21 protein-coding genes are annotated in these 18744 nt (G+C 43.5%); 11 read left to right on the forward strand and 10 right to left on the reverse strand.

The window, feature by feature from the left end; all coding sequences use genetic code 11:
- Nucleotides 1–40 precede the first annotated feature (40 nt).
- Nucleotides 41–1489, reverse strand: a complete 1449-nt coding sequence (locus tag CFE23_RS01230) for a glyceraldehyde-3-phosphate dehydrogenase (RefSeq protein ID WP_291082839.1) — start codon at nucleotides 1487–1489, stop codon at nucleotides 41–43.
- 192 nt (nucleotides 1490–1681) lie between these two features.
- Nucleotides 1682–3079: a Do family serine endopeptidase gene (locus CFE23_RS01235; RefSeq protein WP_291082842.1), complete on the reverse strand. Its 1398-nt coding sequence runs from the start codon at nucleotides 3077–3079 to the stop codon at nucleotides 1682–1684.
- A 148-nt stretch (nucleotides 3080–3227) separates the two neighbouring features.
- Between CFE23_RS01235 and dapF the strand changes: the two genes are divergently transcribed.
- The 7 genes from dapF to CFE23_RS01270 all read left to right on the forward strand — a co-directional run bounded on the left by dapF (nucleotide 3228) and on the right by CFE23_RS01270 (nucleotide 8103).
- Complete coding sequence (gene dapF, locus CFE23_RS01240) at nucleotides 3228–4010, forward strand: diaminopimelate epimerase (protein WP_291082845.1); 783 nt, start codon at nucleotides 3228–3230, stop codon at nucleotides 4008–4010.
- A 3-nt stretch (nucleotides 4011–4013) separates the two neighbouring features.
- Nucleotides 4014–4547: a GNAT family N-acetyltransferase gene (locus CFE23_RS01245; RefSeq protein ID WP_291082848.1), complete on the forward strand. Its 534-nt coding sequence runs from the start codon at nucleotides 4014–4016 to the stop codon at nucleotides 4545–4547.
- 12 nt (nucleotides 4548–4559) lie between these two features.
- The gene (gene mltG, locus CFE23_RS01250; RefSeq protein WP_291082850.1) at nucleotides 4560–5600 is read left to right on the forward strand and encodes an endolytic transglycosylase MltG; all 1041 of its coding nucleotides are present in this window, start codon (nucleotides 4560–4562) and stop codon (nucleotides 5598–5600) included.
- Between the two features lie 83 nt (nucleotides 5601–5683).
- A complete protein-coding gene (locus tag CFE23_RS01255; RefSeq protein ID WP_291082852.1) occupies nucleotides 5684–6514 on the forward strand; it encodes a DUF2279 domain-containing protein in 831 nt (276 codons plus the stop codon).
- A gap of 98 nt (nucleotides 6515–6612) precedes the next feature.
- A complete protein-coding gene (locus tag CFE23_RS01260) occupies nucleotides 6613–7251 on the forward strand; it encodes a peptidoglycan-binding protein LysM (protein ID WP_291082854.1) in 639 nt (212 codons plus the stop codon).
- Nucleotides 7252–7424: 173 nt separating this feature from the next.
- Entirely contained in the window at nucleotides 7425–7907 is a 483-nt protein-coding gene (locus CFE23_RS01265) for a hypothetical protein (RefSeq protein ID WP_291082856.1), read from the forward strand.
- The gene (locus tag CFE23_RS01270) at nucleotides 7897–8103 is read left to right on the forward strand and encodes a helix-turn-helix transcriptional regulator (protein WP_291082859.1); all 207 of its coding nucleotides are present in this window, start codon (nucleotides 7897–7899) and stop codon (nucleotides 8101–8103) included. Before CFE23_RS01265 ends, CFE23_RS01270 begins: the two co-directional genes overlap by 11 nt.
- Nucleotides 8104–8133: 30 nt before the next feature.
- Here the strand turns inward: CFE23_RS01270 and CFE23_RS01275 are convergent, their stop codons facing one another.
- The 3 genes from CFE23_RS01275 to dnaA are packed head-to-tail and all read right to left on the reverse strand — an operon-like array spanning nucleotide 8134 to nucleotide 10773.
- Nucleotides 8134–8850 carry an SAM-dependent methyltransferase gene (locus CFE23_RS01275; RefSeq protein ID WP_291082861.1) on the reverse strand — a complete coding sequence of 239 codons (717 nt, stop codon included), beginning with the start codon at nucleotides 8848–8850 and terminating at the stop codon, nucleotides 8134–8136.
- 28 nt (nucleotides 8851–8878) lie between these two features.
- Nucleotides 8879–9346 carry a low molecular weight protein-tyrosine-phosphatase gene (locus CFE23_RS01280; protein WP_291082864.1) on the reverse strand — a complete coding sequence of 156 codons (468 nt, stop codon included), beginning with the start codon at nucleotides 9344–9346 and terminating at the stop codon, nucleotides 8879–8881.
- Nucleotides 9346–10773, reverse strand: a complete 1428-nt coding sequence (gene dnaA / locus CFE23_RS01285) for a chromosomal replication initiator protein DnaA (RefSeq protein WP_291082867.1) — start codon at nucleotides 10771–10773, stop codon at nucleotides 9346–9348. The genes CFE23_RS01280 and dnaA overlap by 1 nt, the downstream gene beginning before the upstream one ends.
- Before the next feature lie 199 nt (nucleotides 10774–10972).
- Between dnaA and CFE23_RS01290 the strand changes: the two genes are divergently transcribed.
- A complete protein-coding gene (locus tag CFE23_RS01290) occupies nucleotides 10973–11383 on the forward strand; it encodes a thioesterase family protein (RefSeq protein WP_291082871.1) in 411 nt (136 codons plus the stop codon).
- Between the two features lie 13 nt (nucleotides 11384–11396).
- Here the strand turns inward: CFE23_RS01290 and CFE23_RS01295 are convergent, their stop codons facing one another.
- The 3 genes from CFE23_RS01295 to ribD are packed head-to-tail and all read right to left on the reverse strand — an operon-like array spanning nucleotide 11397 to nucleotide 13628.
- Nucleotides 11397–12014, reverse strand: a complete 618-nt coding sequence (locus tag CFE23_RS01295; protein ID WP_291082874.1) for a YigZ family protein — start codon at nucleotides 12012–12014, stop codon at nucleotides 11397–11399.
- Nucleotides 12011–12628, reverse strand: coding sequence for an HAD family phosphatase (locus CFE23_RS01300; RefSeq protein ID WP_291082877.1), 618 nt, complete (start codon nucleotides 12626–12628; stop codon nucleotides 12011–12013). The genes CFE23_RS01295 and CFE23_RS01300 overlap by 4 nt, the downstream gene beginning before the upstream one ends.
- Entirely contained in the window at nucleotides 12606–13628 is a 1023-nt protein-coding gene (ribD, locus tag CFE23_RS01305; RefSeq protein WP_291082880.1) for a bifunctional diaminohydroxyphosphoribosylaminopyrimidine deaminase/5-amino-6-(5-phosphoribosylamino)uracil reductase RibD, read from the reverse strand. The genes CFE23_RS01300 and ribD overlap by 23 nt, the downstream gene beginning before the upstream one ends.
- Nucleotides 13629–13664: 36 nt before the next feature.
- Here ribD and CFE23_RS01310 point away from each other — a divergent pair, with 36 nt between their 5' ends.
- Both CFE23_RS01310 and prmC read left to right on the forward strand, forming a co-directional pair.
- Complete coding sequence (locus CFE23_RS01310) at nucleotides 13665–14147, forward strand: GNAT family N-acetyltransferase (protein WP_291083330.1); 483 nt, start codon at nucleotides 13665–13667, stop codon at nucleotides 14145–14147.
- 10 nt (nucleotides 14148–14157) lie between these two features.
- Complete coding sequence (prmC, locus tag CFE23_RS01315) at nucleotides 14158–15000, forward strand: peptide chain release factor N(5)-glutamine methyltransferase (RefSeq protein ID WP_291082883.1); 843 nt, start codon at nucleotides 14158–14160, stop codon at nucleotides 14998–15000.
- Here the strand turns inward: prmC and CFE23_RS01320 are convergent, their stop codons facing one another.
- Nucleotides 15001–16245: an ABC transporter permease gene (locus CFE23_RS01320; protein ID WP_291082885.1), complete on the reverse strand. Its 1245-nt coding sequence runs from the start codon at nucleotides 16243–16245 to the stop codon at nucleotides 15001–15003. It lies immediately after the preceding gene.
- A 132-nt stretch (nucleotides 16246–16377) separates the two neighbouring features.
- On the opposite strand from CFE23_RS01320, the gene hisS reads away from it, so the two are divergent.
- Nucleotides 16378–17748: a histidine--tRNA ligase gene (gene hisS / locus CFE23_RS01325; RefSeq protein ID WP_291082888.1), complete on the forward strand. Its 1371-nt coding sequence runs from the start codon at nucleotides 16378–16380 to the stop codon at nucleotides 17746–17748.
- Between the two features lie 66 nt (nucleotides 17749–17814).
- Here hisS and CFE23_RS01330 read toward each other — a convergent pair whose 3' ends face one another.
- A complete protein-coding gene (locus tag CFE23_RS01330; protein ID WP_291082890.1) occupies nucleotides 17815–18600 on the reverse strand; it encodes a T9SS type A sorting domain-containing protein in 786 nt (261 codons plus the stop codon).
- Nucleotides 18601–18744: the final 144 nt, after the last annotated feature.

The following is an 18744-nucleotide window of genomic DNA, read 5'->3' on the forward strand; positions in this document are numbered from 1 at the left end:
GACAAACCGGGCGTTTTTTTATGTCCATAAAACAGGTCTCCTAGTAATACGTAAACCTTCTTACTTTCGCAATATACTTCGCCAAACGGATCACCTGGTGGCTGTAGCCGTATTCGTTGTCATACCAGATGTACAACACGATATTTTTCCCGTCTGCCGAGACAATCGTCGCATTGCTGTCATAGATCGATGGCGCCGACGTGCCTACAATGTCTGAAGACACCAGTTCATTGCTCAGCGAATATTTAATCTGCTCGACCAATTCGCCTTCCAACGCGTATTTTTTCATGATCGCATTCACTTCCTCAATTGTGGTCTCGCGAGTGACCTCAAGGTTCAACACGACCAGTGACCCGTTCGGAACCGGAACGCGGATCGCATTCGAGGTCAGCTTTCCGGCAAGGCTCGGCAACGCTTTGGCCACGGCGCTTCCGGCTCCGGTCTCGGTAATGACCATATTCAACGCAGCCGCACGGCCACGGCGGTATTTCTTGTGCATGTTGTCGACTAGGTTCTGGTCATTCGTATAAGCATGGATGGTTTCGAGGTGTCCTTTCACGACGCCCAACGTATCTTCAATGGCTTTCAGTACCGGTGTGATCGCATTGGTGGTACACGAAGCGGCTGAAAAGATGTCCACGTTGTCTGGGTTGTAATCGTTTTGGTTCACGCCGTGTACGATGTTTGGAACGCCTTTGCCCGGAGCAGTCAGCAACACCTTCGACACGCCATTGGAGGTCAGGTGCCTGGCGAGGGCTTCCTGCGTGGTGAACGCGCCCGTGTTGTCAATCAGTAACGCGTCTTCGATGCCGTAAAGCGTGTAGTCAATGTCTTCAGGGGCGTTGGCCGTGATGATGTGCACGGTTGTGCCGTTGATGATCAGGGCGTTGTTTTCCGGATCGGCAATCACCGAACCCTGGAAGTCGCCGTGAATCGAGTCGTTACGAAGCAGGGAGGCCCTTTTTTCCAAAGTCGATGCGTCATTCTTGTCGCGGGTGACGATAGCACGCAGGCGCAATTGGTTTCCCTTGCCCATTTTTGACATCAGTTCCCGCGCCAACAGCCTGCCGATACGCCCGAAGCCGTAGAGAATGACGTCTTTTGGCTGGATGTCCTTGTTGGTTTTGGCATTTTTCAGTTTGTCGATGACAAAATGTTTCGCATTCGGGTATTTGTCGTCTTCAAGATGGAATTCATACGTCAGTTTCCCGATATCGAGCTTTGACGGCGGCAAATCGAGGGACAGGATGGCTTTGGCAATCTCGACCGAATCAAAGATGGAGATCGGTTTGCCTACAAACGCACCCGCATATTCGTGTAAATTGATAATATCGCTCACATTGCGGTCGATCAGCTGGTTTCGGAACAACACCATTTCGATGGCTTTGTCGTACCATAAGTCGCTGATGATCTTGATAAATTCTACACCGGCGCGACGCCTGTCAGCCTGAAAAGAAAGTTCTCTTTCGTATAAAGCGGTATTGTTCATGTTGGATGAGGTTGTTAAGGGTTAGTGTTGTTTTTTACAAATTTGACGCAAAAGTAAATATTTCAAACGTTTTCGTAAAATATTTTTCTAAAATTTATTGCGATATGTTCAAAAGTATGAACATTGGCGTTCAATGCATTGCACAAAAAAAGCCGGTATGAAACCGGCTCTTTCTGCAGTATGGGAAAATAATTAAAGGATGAAGCGTACGACCTGTCCGTTTCGGGTCAGCATTTCGATCTGTACACTATCGTTTTCATTGATGCCGTCGAGCATTTCCGACACTGCCTTTACATCCTGTACTTTGGTATTGTTGATGCTTAAGATGATGCCGCCTTTGAGGTCATTGGCATAGGCCGCAAACCTTTCGTTCGAAATGTCCTTGATCTTCACGCCATAGTTCAGGTTAAAGCGTTTTTTATCCGCCGGGCTGATGTCTTCAAGCTCGATTCCTTTGAATTCGGCATTTACAAACTCATTTTTCGTCAGCGTCACTGCCGCAGTCTTCGTTTCGTTGTTCCTGATGTAGGTCACCTGTACTTTGTCATTTGGTCGTTTGGTGTTGATAAACCCGGAAAGATCCGCATACGAATTGATGTTGCTGTTGTCGATCTTTACAATCACGTCGCCTTTTTGCAGGCCGGCTTTATCTGCGCCCGAATTCTTATCGACGCTGCCCACATAAAATCCTTCGGTACGGCTCAGGCCCAGTTCTTTGGACACGGCGCCGTTTAATTCGGTACCGCGTACCCCAAGGATACCGCGCTGTACATTACCGTACTCCATAATATCCTCGATGATTTTGCGCGCGATGTTTGACGGAATCGCGAAAGAGTAACCCACATACGATCCGGTTTGCGAGGAAATCATGGTGTTGATTCCGATCAGTTCCCCGTTGGTGTTGACCAATGCGCCGCCGCTGTTTCCGGGATTCACCGCCGCATCGGTCTGGATAAAGGACTGGATGCCATTGGTGTCGAGGTTTCTTGCCTTTGCTGAAATGATTCCGGCGGTTACCGTAGAAGTGAGGTTGTACGGGTTACCCACGGCCAGCACCCATTCGCCTACCTTAATATTGTCGGAATCTGCGAAGGTCACATAAGGCAGTTTGTCGTCGGCATCAATCTTTAGTAAGGCAATGTCCATTTTGGAATCGGTACCAATCAGTTTCGCCTTGTAGACCTTTTTGTTGTTTAAGGTAATTTCGATGTCCGACGCGTCCTGCACCACGTGGTTGTTGGTGACGATGTAGCCGTCTTCAGAAATGATGACACCGGAACCTGTTCCCACCTGTTCCTGTTGCTGTCCGCCGCGATAGCCGTAAAAGTACTCCATAATCGGGTTGGAGACCGTTCTGTACGACACGTTCTTCACGTGGACTACGGTATGCACCGCTTTGTCGGCAGCGGCTGCAAAATCTACGGTTTCCGGGGAAAGGCCAACCGTTTTCGTGTAATTTGGTGAAGCAACGGTAACAATTGATTTCTTTGGGGAAAGTAAACCATTGCCTTCGAACAATAACTTGTAAGCTCCTAATGTTGTGGCACCGCTTAACAAGCAAACCAAGAATAAATTAGAAAATCTTTTCATTGTGTAGTAATAATTAAGTTATTTAACGGCAAAAATATAGGATTTTCAGATTCTGTAAAACGCTTTAACGAACGGTTAACATTGATTAACTTTTTATTAGATAATTTGTACCTTTGAAAGGCATTTTTTAAACCAGAATCACACGAGGATGACCATAGCATTCCATAAATACCAGGGTACCGGAAACGACTTTATCATGATCGATAACCGGACGGAAGTCTTCCCGAAAGCGGACACGAAGCTGATCGAGCGGTTGTGCGACCGGAAGTTTGGTATTGGCGCCGATGGTTTAATCTTATTGGAGAACGATCCGGTTCAGGATTTTAAGATGGTATACTACAATTCCGACGGCAATGAAAGCTCGATGTGCGGCAATGGCGGCAGGTGCCTTGTGGCGTTTGCAAAAAGCCTGGGCGTGATTGATGTGGAGACCACTTTCGATGCGACGGACGGGCTTCACTTTGCCACCGTTTATGAAAACGATATGGTATCCCTGCAAATGAAAGATGTGGATGCGATAACCGTGACGCCGGAATATGTTTTTCTGGACACCGGATCCCCGCACCATGTTGAGGTCGTGGACAGCGTTGCGGCTACTGATGTCGCCGGACGTGGGGCGAAAGTGCGCTACTCTGACCTGTATGGACAGCGAGGCAGCAATGTCAATTTTGTGGAACAGGAAGGCGATGCCGTATTTAAGGTACGGACGTACGAACGCGGTGTGGAAGACGAAACGCTTTCTTGCGGAACCGGCGTGACGGCTGTGGCCATTGCGATGCGTTCATTGGGAAAAACCCATGCCGATGAGGTTACGCTGAATGTTCCCGGTGGCCAGCTTCAGGTTTCTTTCTTTGTAAACGATGGCGTGTATTCCAACGTGTTCCTGAAAGGCCCTGCGACTTTTGTTTTCAAAGGTGAAATTTCCATTTAAGCGATGGTAACCCTCACTGGAGAACATATCCGGCTTCGTGCCCTGGAACCCGAAGACCTCGATTTCGTGTATGCAGTCGAAAATGATGAGCGCATCTGGCATGTCAGCAACACGAATACCCCTTACAGCCGTTTCCTGATCAAACAATACCTGAGCAACGCCCATCAGGATATTTTTGAAGCCAAACAGTTGCGGCTGGCGATTTGCTTCCGCGACCAAAAAAAACCTATCGGGCTCATTGACCTTTTTGAATATGATCCCAGGAACCATCGTGCCGGCGTGGGGATTTTAATCCACGAGCGTGAGCACCGGAACAAGGGCGTGGGCGCAGAGGCATTGGCACTTTTGGTTTCGTATGCCTTTTCGCACCTGAATTTACACCAGTTATATGCAAATATTGATCCCGAAAATGAAGCGAGTATCAGGCTTTTTACTAATTTTGGCTTCCTCCGGATCGGGGTGAAGGCACAATGGAACCTGATTGGCGGAACGTATCGGGATGAAGCCCTGTACCAACTTATAAATCATCAATTTTAAAATAGATTTGTCTTGAAACCAAAAAAATTACTCGTCATTTTCTCACTTGTTGTTGTGGTAGCCGCGTCGGTATATGGCTATATGATGTATCGGAAGATATTCGCTCCGAATACGGCCTTCGAGCAACAGGAATTGTACGTTTTTATCCCTACGAATGCTGATTTCAATCAGGTGACTTCGATAATGGCGCCTTATGTACAGGATATGGACCGTTTTAAAATGGTTGCCGAAAAGAAATCGTACCCAAAGAATGTAAAGCCCGGAAAATTCCTGTTGAAGAAAGGAATGAGCAGCAATGATATCGTCAACTCCTTACGGCAGAATGTACATTTTGACCTGACATTCAACAACCAGGAACGTCTTGAAGACCTCGCGGGAAGGGTGTCCAAACAAATTGAAGCCGACAGCCTGTCGCTGTTGACCGCGTTTCGGGATCCGAAGTTTCTGGAAGAGAACGGTTTTACCGAAGACAATGTCCTGGCCATGTTCATCCCGAATTCGTATGAGTTTTTCTGGAATGTCGACGCCGTGAAATTCCGCGACCGCATGGCCAAAGAATACCGGAAATTCTGGACTCCGGAGCGCATAGCATTGGCTGAAAAGCAAAACCTGACACCGATACAGGTTTCCATACTGGCGTCAATCGTGCACAAGGAAACGGTAAAAAAAGACGAGAGGCCGAGAGTCGCAGGTGTATATTTAAACCGATTGAACAGCGGCATCAAACTGGAAGCCGACCCGACAGTGATTTATGCCGTTAAAAAATCTTCAGGCGACTTTACCCAGGTCATCAAGCGGGTACTGAACAAAGACCTACGAACCGATTCCCCATACAACACTTATATGTATGAAGGACTGCCTCCCGGACCCATTGCCATGCCGGATATTACCGCGTTAGAAGCGGTATTAAACCCGGAAAAGCACAATTATATTTATTTCTGTGCCAGTGTAACGAAATTCGGATACCATGAATTTGCGGTTACCCCAGCACAGCATGAGGTGAATCGCCAGAAGTATATTGCGTGGGTTAATTCACAGGGCATCAAGCGATAGGTTTGCTGCGGCTGCGACATTTCATTTTCGGACTCCTCCTGGTCCACGGATTCGCCTTCGCGCAGGACGGAATCGGGAAACTATTGACCCCATCAGATTCTATAAACTACCAGAGGCGAAATTTTGTCCTCGGGACCGAGGCGGTGTTGGCTACCGGCGCCATTGTAGGCTTAAGTACACTGTGGTACAATGACTACCCTACAACCCGCTTTCATTTTATCAACGACAACAGCGAGTGGCTGCAGATGGACAAGGCCGGGCATGTATTTTCAGCTTACCATATGGGGAAAGTGGGTTTTGAAACACTTCGGTGGAGCGGCGTCAGTCGTGAAAAATCATTGGTTTACGGCGGTACGTTGGGTTTTGCATTCCTGGCAGTTGTTGAGGTTTTCGACGGGTACTCCGCACAATGGGGAGCGTCGTCGGGCGACCTGATTGCAAATGCTGCAGGGACGGGCTTATTTGCCGGACAGGAATTGCTATGGAAAGAGCAGCGGATTATCCCTAAATTTTCTTTTCACCGAACCTACTACGCGGGGTTAAGGCCTGAGGTATTGGGCAGCTCTTTTTCAGAACAGCTCTTAAAAGATTACAATGGCCAGACGTATTGGCTTTCAGCAAACATCTATTCTTTTTTCAAATCAGAAGCGTTACCGAAGTGGCTGAATGTTGCCGTGGGTTATGGCGCGGACGGCATGGTGTCGGGTAGGGGTGAAAATATCGTGAATTTGCCTGTTAATTTTAAAAGATCGCGCCAGTTTTACCTTTCGCTGGACGTGGATTTGGAAGGAATTCATACTAAATCACGTATTTTAAGCACACTTTTCTCACTTTTCAACACAGTTAAGATTCCCGCTCCCGCCTTTGAAATCAGTACTTCAGGAAAGGTCAATGCGCACTTGTTTTACTTTTAGTATTTTATTAACTAGTTGATTTCCAGTTTTATATTTTTTATCGTATATTTGCCCCTCAGAAATTTCCGATGGTGACAGGGTTGGAAGAAAACCAATTTATGTTAAAAAAATGGATATATTACACCAGCATTGCAATTGCGGTTGCCTTTATCAGTTCAGGTTTTAAAACCTTTAAAAATGAAAACCAGCCTTGGTTTTATACTGTAGATGATCCCGAATCATTATTTCAGTTTCCCTCCCAGAATATTTTAGATTACCCTGTTTCGAATTTACTAAGTACCGGTAAATCTTTCACCGGCTTTAAAGAAGCTATCGCTTTTAAAGAATCGCAGGGACAATACAAGTTAGTCAATGCATACGGTTATATGGGCAAGTACCAGTTTGGTGCGGGCGCGCTTCATGCCATTGGAATACACAACACGGCCAATTTCCTAAATAACCCACAATTGCAGGAAAAAGCATTTACTGCCCTGATTGCAAAAAACAAATGGGAGCTCAAAGATGAAATTGAGAAGTATGACGGCAAGACGGTGGGCGGTATAAAAATCACAGAATCCGGAATGCTGGCTGCTGCGCATCTTGTCGGCGCGGGATCCGTTAAGAAATTTTTCAGATACAAAGGGAAAAGGCAAATTACGGATGGATTTGGGACCTCTTTAAAGAGTTACCTTAGACGCTATGCGAACTATGATACCTCGCATATTGTGGCCCAGGACAATCCAACGGTGAGTTTATAGGGTTGATTCTTTTAACGGCACGACGCTGTGTTGCGCCAGTAATAGTATATCCTTCAGCAATGTTAAGTTGTTTGAAGGATATTTTTTTGTAAAGCAAACACAACATTTTGTAAAATAAAATTGTCTATATGTAAAATAAACTTTACATTTGAATATAACTTAAATGCTACATTATGAAAACACCATTTTTATTTCCGAATGCTTTTAAACCTGTCGGCTGGATATTGTTTGTTCCGGCTTTCCTGCTTAGTGTATCCATTTCCGTGTTTAACATCCATACCGAGGATTACCTGGTTTGTCGTGTCTTTGCATTTGCCAACGAAAATTTTTTAGGATCAGTCACGAATTCTTTTTCATTTATTGAAAACAGCATTGTAGATGAATTGTGTCTGTTGTGTCTGATTGTGGGCGGTATCTTTGTATGTTTTTCCAGATTGAAAAACGAAGATGAGTTCATTTCGAAGATTCGCTATGAAAGCCTGGTTTGGGCAACGTATTGCAATTATGGTATTGTTCTTTTCCTGACGTTTTTTATTTACGGCACACCTTTTCTGAACGTGTTGTTTTACAATACCTTTACTTTGATTTTGTTTTTTATCATTCGATTTCATTATAAGCTGTACCAACTTCGAAAAGTATCCGAAAATGAAGAATAACCTTAAAGTATTGCGCGCGATGGCTTCGATTTCGCAGGGAGATCTTGCCGATAAGATTCAGGTAAGCCGCCAGACGATTAATGCCATGGAAACCGGGAGGTATGTCCCTTCAACCGTATTGGCGTTAAAATTGGCACGTTTTTTTGAAAAACCGGTAGAGGAAATTTTTCAGCTTGAAGACAGTGACGGAGTTTAGTCCAGTTGTTTACGCTGTAGTTGTCATTGGTTAATACAGTTTGTGTATGATAAAAATCGCGGGCCTGTTTTGCAGATCGATTTTCATTTTTTTCCAATCCTGTATTTTCATTGTTCGGATGAATTCTGTGGGAAGTGTAATGTCTGCAGCGATGCACAAATGCGTCGACGGCTGTAAAACCTGCAAAAGGTCTTCAAACATTTTATTATTGCGGTAGGGTGTTTCAATAAACAGCTGGGATTGGTTTTTATCGAGCGACAGCTTTTCGAGTTGCTTTAAAGTCGATTTTTTTTCAGACTTATCAATGGGCAGGTACCCATTAAACGCAAAACTTTGCCCGTTCATTCCTGAAGCCATTACAGCGAGTAGGATAGAGGAAGGTCCCACCATCGGGATTACCTGTATGCCTTTTTCGTGGGCGAGTTTAACGATTGCAGCGCCGGGATCAGCCACGCCAGGACAGCCTGCTTCGCTCATCAATCCGATATGACGGCCCTCGAGACAAGGTTTGATCATTTCAAGGTGTTCGGAAACCTGAGTGTGTTTATTTAAGGTGCTTAACTTTAATTCGGCCTGGATCTTTTCAGGAACCACGCTTTTAATGAACTTTCGGGCGGTTTTTTCGTTTTCCGTAATATAAGTGTCAAGCTGCTCAATAATTCTTTTTACAGAATGCGGCAGCACATCCATAGGTTCTGATTCGCCTAAAGTGGTAGGAATCAGGTAAAGTTTTCCTGTGGATTGCATAGCTGTTGGTTTAATTTTTATTATCGGGCTATTTCGATTCGCTGAGCAGTTTTTCAGCGATTAACGTACAGCTTTCATCAATCATCTCGTATACCGTTTCGAAACCGTTTTCAAGCCCGAAATAAGGGTCTGGCACATCCACGTTTTCGCCCGGAAATAATGGGTCGAGTAGATAAGAAACTTTTTTTCCGGCTTTCTCATCGGGAGCCAAAAGCATCACATCTCTATAATTGCTGTGGTCCATGACGAAAATATGGTCGTAGATCGCAAAATCTTCTGCTTTGAATTGTCTGGCTCTTTGCATGGAGATATCAAGCCCTTTCTTTCTGGCAATGTTGATGGAACGTTGATCGGGCTGTTTTCCAGAATGGTAGTTTCCGGTTCCGGCTGAATCAACCCGAAATCGGTCTTTTGGAAGTTTCGATTCCAGTATGCCTTCAGCCAACGGAGATCGGCAAATGTTTCCAAGGCATACCATTAAAATCCTTACGGGCATTATAACGATAGTTTTTTGTGGATATCGTCCACGAATTTCTTAAATTGTTTGTCTGTTGAAACCAGATTGTCAACAGTTTTGCATGCATGAAGCACTGTAGCATGGTCACGGTCACCAATTTGTGACCCAATATTCGCCAGAGACGCTTTAGTGAATTTTTTCGCAAAAAACATAGCCAACTGCCTGGCCTGAACCACGTGTCTTTTTCTGGTTTTTGACTGAAGCATATCGATGTCCAGTTGAAAATAATCAGAAACTACCTTTTGGATGTATTCGATTGAAATTTCGCGTTTTACATTTTTCACGAATTTCTCAACGACCTGTTTTGCAAGGTCAATCGTAACTTCCTTTTTGTTGAAAGACGATTGGGCAATCAGTGAGATAATAGCGCCTTCAAGCTCACGTACATTGGATTTGATATTCCGTGCAACGTATTCAATAATCTCTTCAGGCATTTCCACACCATCACGATACAGAATATTCTTTAAGATCGAAATCCTGGTTTCATAATCAGGTTGATGAAGCTCTGCTGAAAGTCCCCATTTGAAACGGGAAAGCAAACGCTGCTCAATATCCTGCATGTCTACAGGAGCTTTGTCGGAAGTAAGGATAACCTGTTTGCCATTTTGGTGCAGGTAATTAAAGATGTGGAAAAACACATCCTGGGTTCCTGTCTTGCCTGAAAGAAACTGAACATCATCAATGATCAGCACATCAATCAACTGATAAAAATGGATAAAATCGTTGCGGTTATTTTTCTTTACAGAATCAATGTATTGCTGGGTAAAAATTTCAGCAGAAATATACAATACCGTTTTCTCAGGATATTTGTCTTTGATTTCTACACCAATAGCATGCGCCAGGTGGGTTTTACCGAGTCCGACACCTCCGAAAATCAACAGCGGATTAAATGAAGTACCTCCGGGTTTGTTTGCGACGGCCATACCGGCGGAGCGGGCAAGCCTGTTTGAGTCACCTTCAAGAAAGTTGTCAAAGCTGTAATTTGCATTCAGCTGGGATTCGATTTTTAAGTTTCTGATTCCTGGGATTACAAAAGGGTTCTTCAGTTCCGGATTCAGGTTTTTAAATGGAGCATCAACTTCCTGGGCTTTCATTGGAGAGCGATGCGCACTGGGCAACTGTTCCGTAAAAGGCTGTTTGTTGCCGTAAGTGTTTTCCATCTTGATTTTATAGAGTAACTTCGCGTTTTTTCCGAGTTCTTTGGTAAGGGCCACTTTCAACAATTTAACATAGTGTTCTTCCAGCCATTCGTAGAAAAATTTACTGGGTACCTGGATGTATAAAGCGTTATCGGTTAACTCCACTGACTTAATCGGTTCGAACCAGGTTTTGAATGCCTGGTCCTGGATATTATCTTTTATAAAAACAAGACAGTTCTCCCATACTGATTGCGCAGTTTTGTTCATATTGTTGGCCTAATTTTGTTCGTTTACTAATGGTTATCTTACAAAAACGGAAGTGAAAAATCTTCTATTGTTCGGGAGAACAAATATGTGAACAAATTTCTTTAAAAAAAAATAAATCGGGATTGATTTTGTAAAAAAAATATCGTAAGTATAAAGTTTAGAAAATGTTAAAATTTCGTAAAGAAGAATCAATATAAATATGAGAGAACACACTATAGAATTCCGAGTAAGGTATGCTGAAACGGACCAAATGGGGGTCGTCTACCATGGTAATTATGCCCAGTATTTTGAGATGGGACGCGTGGAATGGCTCAGAAACCTTGGGATTTCCTACAAATGGATGGAAGATAATGGAATTATGCTTCCGGTGGTTTCCCTGACCATGAATTATAAAAGGCCCGCAAAATATGATGATTTGCTAATTGTTAAAACGATTCTGAAAAGTCAATCGTCTGTGCGAATCGAATTCGATTATGAGATTCATAATGAGCGGGGTGAGTTATTAACAATTGCGCATTCAATTTTGGTTTTTGTGGACATGAAAACGGGCCGTCCGACACCCCCGCCGGACTATATTTTGGAGAAAATTGCAGGGTTTGAGATGGAATAAAATCTTGTTAAAATTATTCCATCAACTGAATGTCAATTTCGAACGCGTCGTTGAAAATTCCGTACACATTTTCTTTGAACTTTTTCCGAACGCAGATTTCAATTTCGCAGTCCATTTCCATTTTCTGAGAAACAACGGTGAGGTTTTTTTCGCGGATTATCCGCATCACTTTGTTGATGTTTTTATAGTCGAATTTGACAAGAAAATGAACGTCGACCGTTTTTTCGATGATTTGTGCTTCCTGTAGTGCCATCTGGGCTGTGGTTTTGTATGCCGAAATCAGTCCGCCAACGCCCAGTTTTACTCCTCCGAAATAACGCACCACAACGACCAGGACGTTGGTCAGTTCAAACGATTGGATTTGGCCATAGATGGGCATTCCGGCACTGTTGTTCGGTTCCCCGTCATCGTTGGCCCGAAATACGGTTTTTTCTGTGCCAAGTTGGTATGCGTAGCACCAATGGCGTGCACTGAAATGTTTTTTCTTTAATTGGTCGAGGATTTCTTTGACCTTAATTTCAGAAGTTACTGGGAAAGAGTAGCCAAAAAATTTGCTGTTTTTCTCTTTAAACAAAACCTCCTCTGAGGCTGCCGAAATCGTTTTGTAAGTATCTTTTAAATCTGAAATCATGCATGTAGTGTGGCATTCATGAATTTTTTCTGGAATAAGTCCACCACATCTTCATGCGGTTGCAGGTTCCAAACCTGAAGGCCAAGTAATTCCGCAGCATCAGTATTTTCTTTTTTGTCGTCTACAAACAGGGTTCGCTTTGGGGACAAATCATGTTTTTTAATAATGAAATTAAAAATGGCCGCGTCGGGTTTCCTCATCCCCATCTCATGCGAATAATATACTTTTTCGAAACAGCGGTAGAAATCACTTGCAAATGAAATACCAACCTGGTTTTCAAAATTTTCCATATGGATGATGTCGGTATTTGTCAACAGGAACAGCCTGTATTTGGTAGCTAATAACTGCAGAAATTCCAATCGATACAGTGGAAATTCACCGATAAGGCTGTTCCACGCTGCTTTGATTTCATCAGTGGATACATTTGGGAGGTGTTTTTTGAACCCATCTAAAAATTGCTCTTCGGTGATTTTACCGCGCTCAAAGTCGTCGTTAAGTTGCAGCAGCGCTTCGTTTGGTCCATCCAACCCTAACTTTTTAAATTCATTTATCGATTCTTCCTTGTTGAGGTTGATAAAAACATCACCAAAATCAAAAATAATTGTGTTGATCATCGTTTGTTAGGATTAAAAGTTCATCTTCCAAAATCGTTTGTTTTGACATTATGGTACCCGTGATAACAGGTGATTTCAGTCCCTTTTCAAAAGTTTTATTCCCTTTGAAAATTCGCGCTTCATCCCACATCCCGCTATCGATAAAAGTTTGGATCGTTTGTCTCCCGCCTTCGATTATTACCGATTGGATATGGTTTTTAAATAAACATTCAGCAATTTGGGCGGGAATATTTTCCTCAAAATTGATTTCCGCGGCTGAAAGAACCGTCGTTTTTGCCTGATTATCAAATATATGATTTTCTTTTGGAATTCTGCCATGGCTGTCGACAACAATTCGTAAAGGATTTTTTCCAGCCCATTCCCTCGTTGTCAAAGACGGATTGTCGTCAATTGCGGTTTGGGTCCCGATCAGTATTGCCTGTTCCTCACTGCGCCACCGGTGGACCATTTGCCGTGAAAAGGCATTCGTGATCCAAACGGGTTGTTGTTTCAGTTTGGATTCCGGCGCAATAAAGCCATCGGTTGTTTCAGCCCATTTTAAAATAATATATGGACGATTTTTATTGTGGAAGGTAAAGAAACGTTTATTGAGCTCAGCACATTCCTGCTGCAAAACGCCCAGAGTGACATTTTTTCCCGCTTCCTTCAGCCTCCGGATTCCTTCACCGGCGACTTTTGCAAATGGGTCAACCGTGCCGACAACGATATTCGGGATATCCTTCGCGATAATCAAATCGCAGCAAGGCGGTGTTTTCCCGAAATGGCTGCACGGCTCGAGGCTCACATAAATTGTTGATTCCTTAAGCAAAGTTTGGTCTTTGACGGATCGGATGGCATTCACTTCAGCGTGCGGTTCACCTGCTTTTTGATGCCAGCCTTCGCCGATGATTAAACCGTTATGCACAATCACGCAGCCTACCATCGGGTTTGGGTACGTCGAGCCAAATCCGTTTTTCGCAAGCTGAATACAGCGTTTTATATATTTTTCATGTAATTTCACACACAAAAATAAACTAAAAATCAATTGGAAGAAGCCATGGTAATCAGGCAAATCGAAAAGCAGGATAACGAAAAGGTGGCGTTATTGATCAGGGCGGTGTTGTCAGAATTCGATGTACCTAAAGTGGGAACGGCTTATGCAGATCCGCAATTGGATTATATGTTTGAAGCTTATGGTGTCCCGAGGGCCGTTTATTTCGTTATTGAAGAAAATGAAATTATAATTGGTGGTGCAGGAATTATGCAACTGGCAAACGAAAGCGATACCATCTGTGAGTTGCAGAAGATGTATTTTCTTCCTGAAGCACGCGGTAGGGGATTAGGAAATCAAATGATGGAGCTGTGCCTCACGGCAGCGGCTGGATTTGGTTTCGAAAAATGCTATCTTGAAACAATGCCTTACATGAAAGCGGCCCAAAAACTATATGTGTTGTCTGGCTTTGAATATCTTGATTCCCCGATGGGCTGTACCGGCCATACAAGTTGCCCGGTATGGATGATTAAAAGCCTGGAACCTTAAAATTAAATACATGTTGATAAAGGACTACAGAACGCTGTTTGTAAAATCACTGCTGCCGTTTTATGACGAAATGGAAGCCGAAAGCTTTTTTTACATTGTTCTCGACGAATGGTCTGGTTTACGCAGGGTGGACCTTGCCTTACATCCGGAGCGCAGCTTTACGGACGCAGAAGTAGAAAAATGGAACGGTGTCCTGAAACTGCTTCAGCAGCAAATCCCGATTCAATATATTCTGGGGAAGACCACATTTTACGGGCTTTCGTTTAAGGTGGACGACAATGTATTGATTCCAAGGCCTGAGACGGAAGAACTTGTCGAATGGATAATTTCTGAAAACAAATCCCGAGGGCTCAACATCATCGATATTGGCACTGGAAGCGGCTGCATTGCCATTACTTTGGCCAAAATGCTCGACGGCGCAACAGTAACCGGACTGGATGTTTCTGAAAATGCCCTGATGGTGGCGGGCAATAATGCGAAGGCAAATGATGTCAGCGTCGATTTTGTCTTGGATAATGTTCTTGAAATCGACGATTTGGCGAAAAAATTTGACATTATCGTTTCCAATCCACCGTACGTCCGCAATTTAGAGAAGACAGAAATTCGTGCCAATGTACTTGAGTACGAGCCGCACCTGGCGTTGTTTGTATCGGACAACGATCCATTGGTGTTTTATAGAAAAATCGCCTCGTTGGCTTTAAAAAACCTTGCGTCTGGTGGGAAGCTCTATTTTGAAATCAATCAATATCTTGGAAAAGAAACGATTGAAATGCTGTATGGTATGGGTTTTAATGATGTTGTTTTGAGAAAAGACATTTACGGAAATGACCGCATGATCCGTGCCACGCAATAATTACTCGTAGCGCAATGCCTCGATCGGGTCCAGCTTTGCAGCTTTAATTGCCGGATACAATCCCGATGCGATGGCGACGAGGAAACTCACTATGAAAGCCCATGCAATCGCTCCCCACGGAATCACAAAATCGAATCCGATAAGGGATGAAACGACGTAGCCAATCAGTAATCCGATTATCGAGCCGACAGCTCCGCCCATTTGCCCAATTAAAAGCGTTTCTATAAAAAACTGAACCGCAATGGTTGTTTTTTTAGCGCCAAGCGCCTTGCGCACACCTATTTCACGTGTTCGTTCTGTTACCGAGACAATCATGATGTTCATTAACGCAATGGAAGAACCAAAAATCGTAATGATGCTGATTAAGAATGCGGCGCCATCAAGGTATTTAGAAATGTTCATCACTTTATTAATCAGGTCGTCGCTTCTTACCACACCAAAATTATTTTCTTCAACCGGGCTGAGCTTCCGGATTTCGCGCATCGTCAGGATGGCTTTGTCAACGGATGCGCTAAGCAACTCATTTCTTCCGGCCATGACGCTGATTTTGTAATTGGTGTCGGGTTGGGAGAAAAGCGATCGTGCAATCTGGATTGGAATAAAGACACGCAAATCCTGGCTATTTCCAAAAGTCGAACCGCGTTCTTTTAACACACCAACAACTTTAAAACGCGCACCACGAATTGAAATGGTCTTTCCTATTGGCGGAGTGCTTTTAAACAGGCCTTTCATGAAGTCTGAGCCAAGGATACAGCTGTAGTTGTTGTTGTCGATGTCAAAAACCGTAAAATCGCGTCCGAGCTGCATTTCAAGTCCTGAATTGGTCATAAAATAATTGTCGACTCCGAGGACTGAAATTTCCGGGTCTGTTTTCTCAGATTCAAAGCGGACTTCTGCTGTGGCGGTGGCTGTAAAGGATAGCGAGCAGTTGGAGAACGGAAAGCTGTATTTGTCCTTAAATGCACGTGCCTGAGGGTAAGTAATAGTGGGCCGCGGTTTTTCTTCTTCTTCTCCGCCGCCATGACGCCGTGATGAAAAATCGTATTGATTGATGGTGAAAGTATTTGCCCCCATGGAGGCAAAATTAGAAGTCAACTTGTTTTCCAGGGCTGCTACAACAGTCAGGATTCCGACCAAAGCCATAATCCCGATTGCTATAATCAGGACGGTTAAGATGGTTCGCAGCAACTGCGTCCTGATCGAACCCATTGCGACGCGTATATTTTCCCTGAATAATTTAAACATCCGTTGAGTTTGGTACGAAATTACAATTTTTGATTCAAGTTTGTTTGGTGGATTCTTGTATTTATTTTAAAAGTAAGATATTTGCAGGAAATTGCGTAGAATAGCATTTTTTTTATTTTAAAAACAGTTAAGATGGCTAAGCCGGGAATACCGAAGGGAACAAGAGATTTTTCACCTGAAGAAGTGTCGAAACGACAGTATATCATTGATATCATAAAAGATAATTTTGAGCGGTTTGGCTTTCAGCCCATCGAGACACCTTCTTTCGAGAATTCTGATACCTTAATGGGTAAATATGGAGACGAAGGGGATCGATTGATCTTTAAGATTTTAAATTCCGGCGATTTTTTAGAGAAAATTTCAGCAGAAGAATTGATGGTTGAAAATGCCAGGTCACTGACACCGAAAATCTCCGAGAAAGCGCTCCGGTATGATCTTACAGTTCCATTTGCGCGTTATGTAGTCCAACACCAGAACGAAATTGATTTTCCGTTCAAGCGGTACCAGATTCAGCCGGTTTGGCGTGCTGACCGTCCTCAGAAAGGGCGTTTCCGTGAGTTTTATCAATGTGATGCAGATGTAGTGGGCTCAACGAGTCTGTGGCAGGAGATTGAGTTAGTGCAATTGTACGACGCTGTTTTCAGTCGACTTGGTTTAGAAGGCGTTACGATAAAGATCAATAATCGTAAAATATTGTCGGGAATAGCAGATGTAATCGGGGCGAAGGATAAGCTCATTGATTTTACGGTGGCACTTGATAAGTTGGACAAAATAGGAGAGGATGGAGTGAAAAAGGAAATGCTGGAGAAGGGAATTTCTCCGGAAGCTTTGGAACAGATCCAACCGTTATTCCAGTTCTCAGGAACAATAAAGGAAAAGTTAGTTAAGCTCTCCCAATTGCTTTCCGGTTCTGATGAAGGTATGAAGGGGGTAGAGGAGTTGCGTTTCATATGCGATAGAATCGAAGTTTTAGGTTTGGATAAATCGGTGCTTGATCTTGATGTGACGTTGGCGCGTGGACTCAATTATTACACTGGTGCCATTTTTGAGGTGGGTCCGCCTTCGGGTGTATCCATGGGGTCAATTGGTGGCGGCGGTCGCTATGATGATCTTACCGGAATTTTTGGGTTAAAAAACATGAGTGGTGTTGGCATTTCTTTCGGACTGGATCGCATTTATTTGGTCATTGAAGCGCTGGGCTTGTTTCCTTCCACCGTTGCGGCAACGTCCAAGGCTTTGTTTCTTAATTTCGGCGATGGTGAGGCCTTGTATGCCATGAAAGCCATTACAGCACTGAGGAAGGCTGGCATCAAAGCAGAGCTGTATCCTGATCAGGTTAAAGTAGGAAGGCAATTTCAATATGCCGACAAAAGGAAAATCCCATTTGCAGTCATTGCAGGGGAAACGGAGATGGCGGGTAGCCGGTATGCTTTGAAGAACCTGGCAACAGGCGAACAGCAGCTGTTGGGATTTGATGAATTGCTTGATGTCCTGAGTAGTTAGTCAAAAAATTGATGTATAAAAAAAGCTCCTTTAATCAAGGAGCTTTTTTAGTTGTAGATATTCAATTTATTTCAGTAAAATCTTTTTGGTGACTGCTCCATTTGATGTATCGACGTTAACAAGATATACGCCGGCGCTAAGGTTCGATACGGGTAACGAAATGGACGTTTGGTTCATTTTAGAAACATTCCAGGTGTTTACGGACTGTCCACTAAGATTATATAGCGTGACGGTAGTAGCCGTGGACGTGGAATTGTTCAGGATGGATAGTGTTTTGTCTGTCGTAACATAATTCACGCTGATGTTGCTCACAATCGGTGTATTGCCAACGCCTAAAGTGGATTGTGTTGAAAATCTCAGGGAAAACCGATCATTAAACGTTCCTATGCCTACGTTAGCAGTAAAAGGGCCATTTTTAATGTTAGAAAAGGTATTCATTACCGCATCATAAATATAAACTTCCTGGGTTGGATCCCAATTTTCTGTTGCATCAATGTTAATGGTAATGGTACCTACGGAGTTTGAGCGTACACCCAGGGGATACACATTATTGGTGTTGTAGTACCCGACTCCCTGAATAAATAGTTCAGTATTGTCACATAGGAAATAAAAGTCATTCGGCAGATTAAACACGTTTACGGCATCAAATCCGGGATCAATTCCCTCGGTGGCGTTATCTTCTTCGAATCCGATAAGGATCTGTCTGTAGAAATTATTGTGGGAATGGAAACCTAATCTGATTTTAGTATAGACAGGAGTTTCAAAATCGTCGTCCTGAGCAAGCGCATTTGAGGTTATCATCAATAATCCCAAAAGGAGTATTGCACAGGCGTGTTTGTAGATTTTTTTCATGGTGTAGTAGGTTTTATTTTGAGTAAATATATACCATAAAATATTTGTTAAAGATTCTTTTCGTTGAGTTGCATTTATACTCGATGTATTGCGTAATTTCTTATTTTTTGTGCTGTAATATACTGATTTCATTACTGTTACATG

It is taken from the genome of Flavobacterium sp. BFFFF1 (genome assembly GCF_002256285.1).
GTDB lineage: Bacteria > Bacteroidota > Bacteroidia > Flavobacteriales > Flavobacteriaceae > Flavobacterium.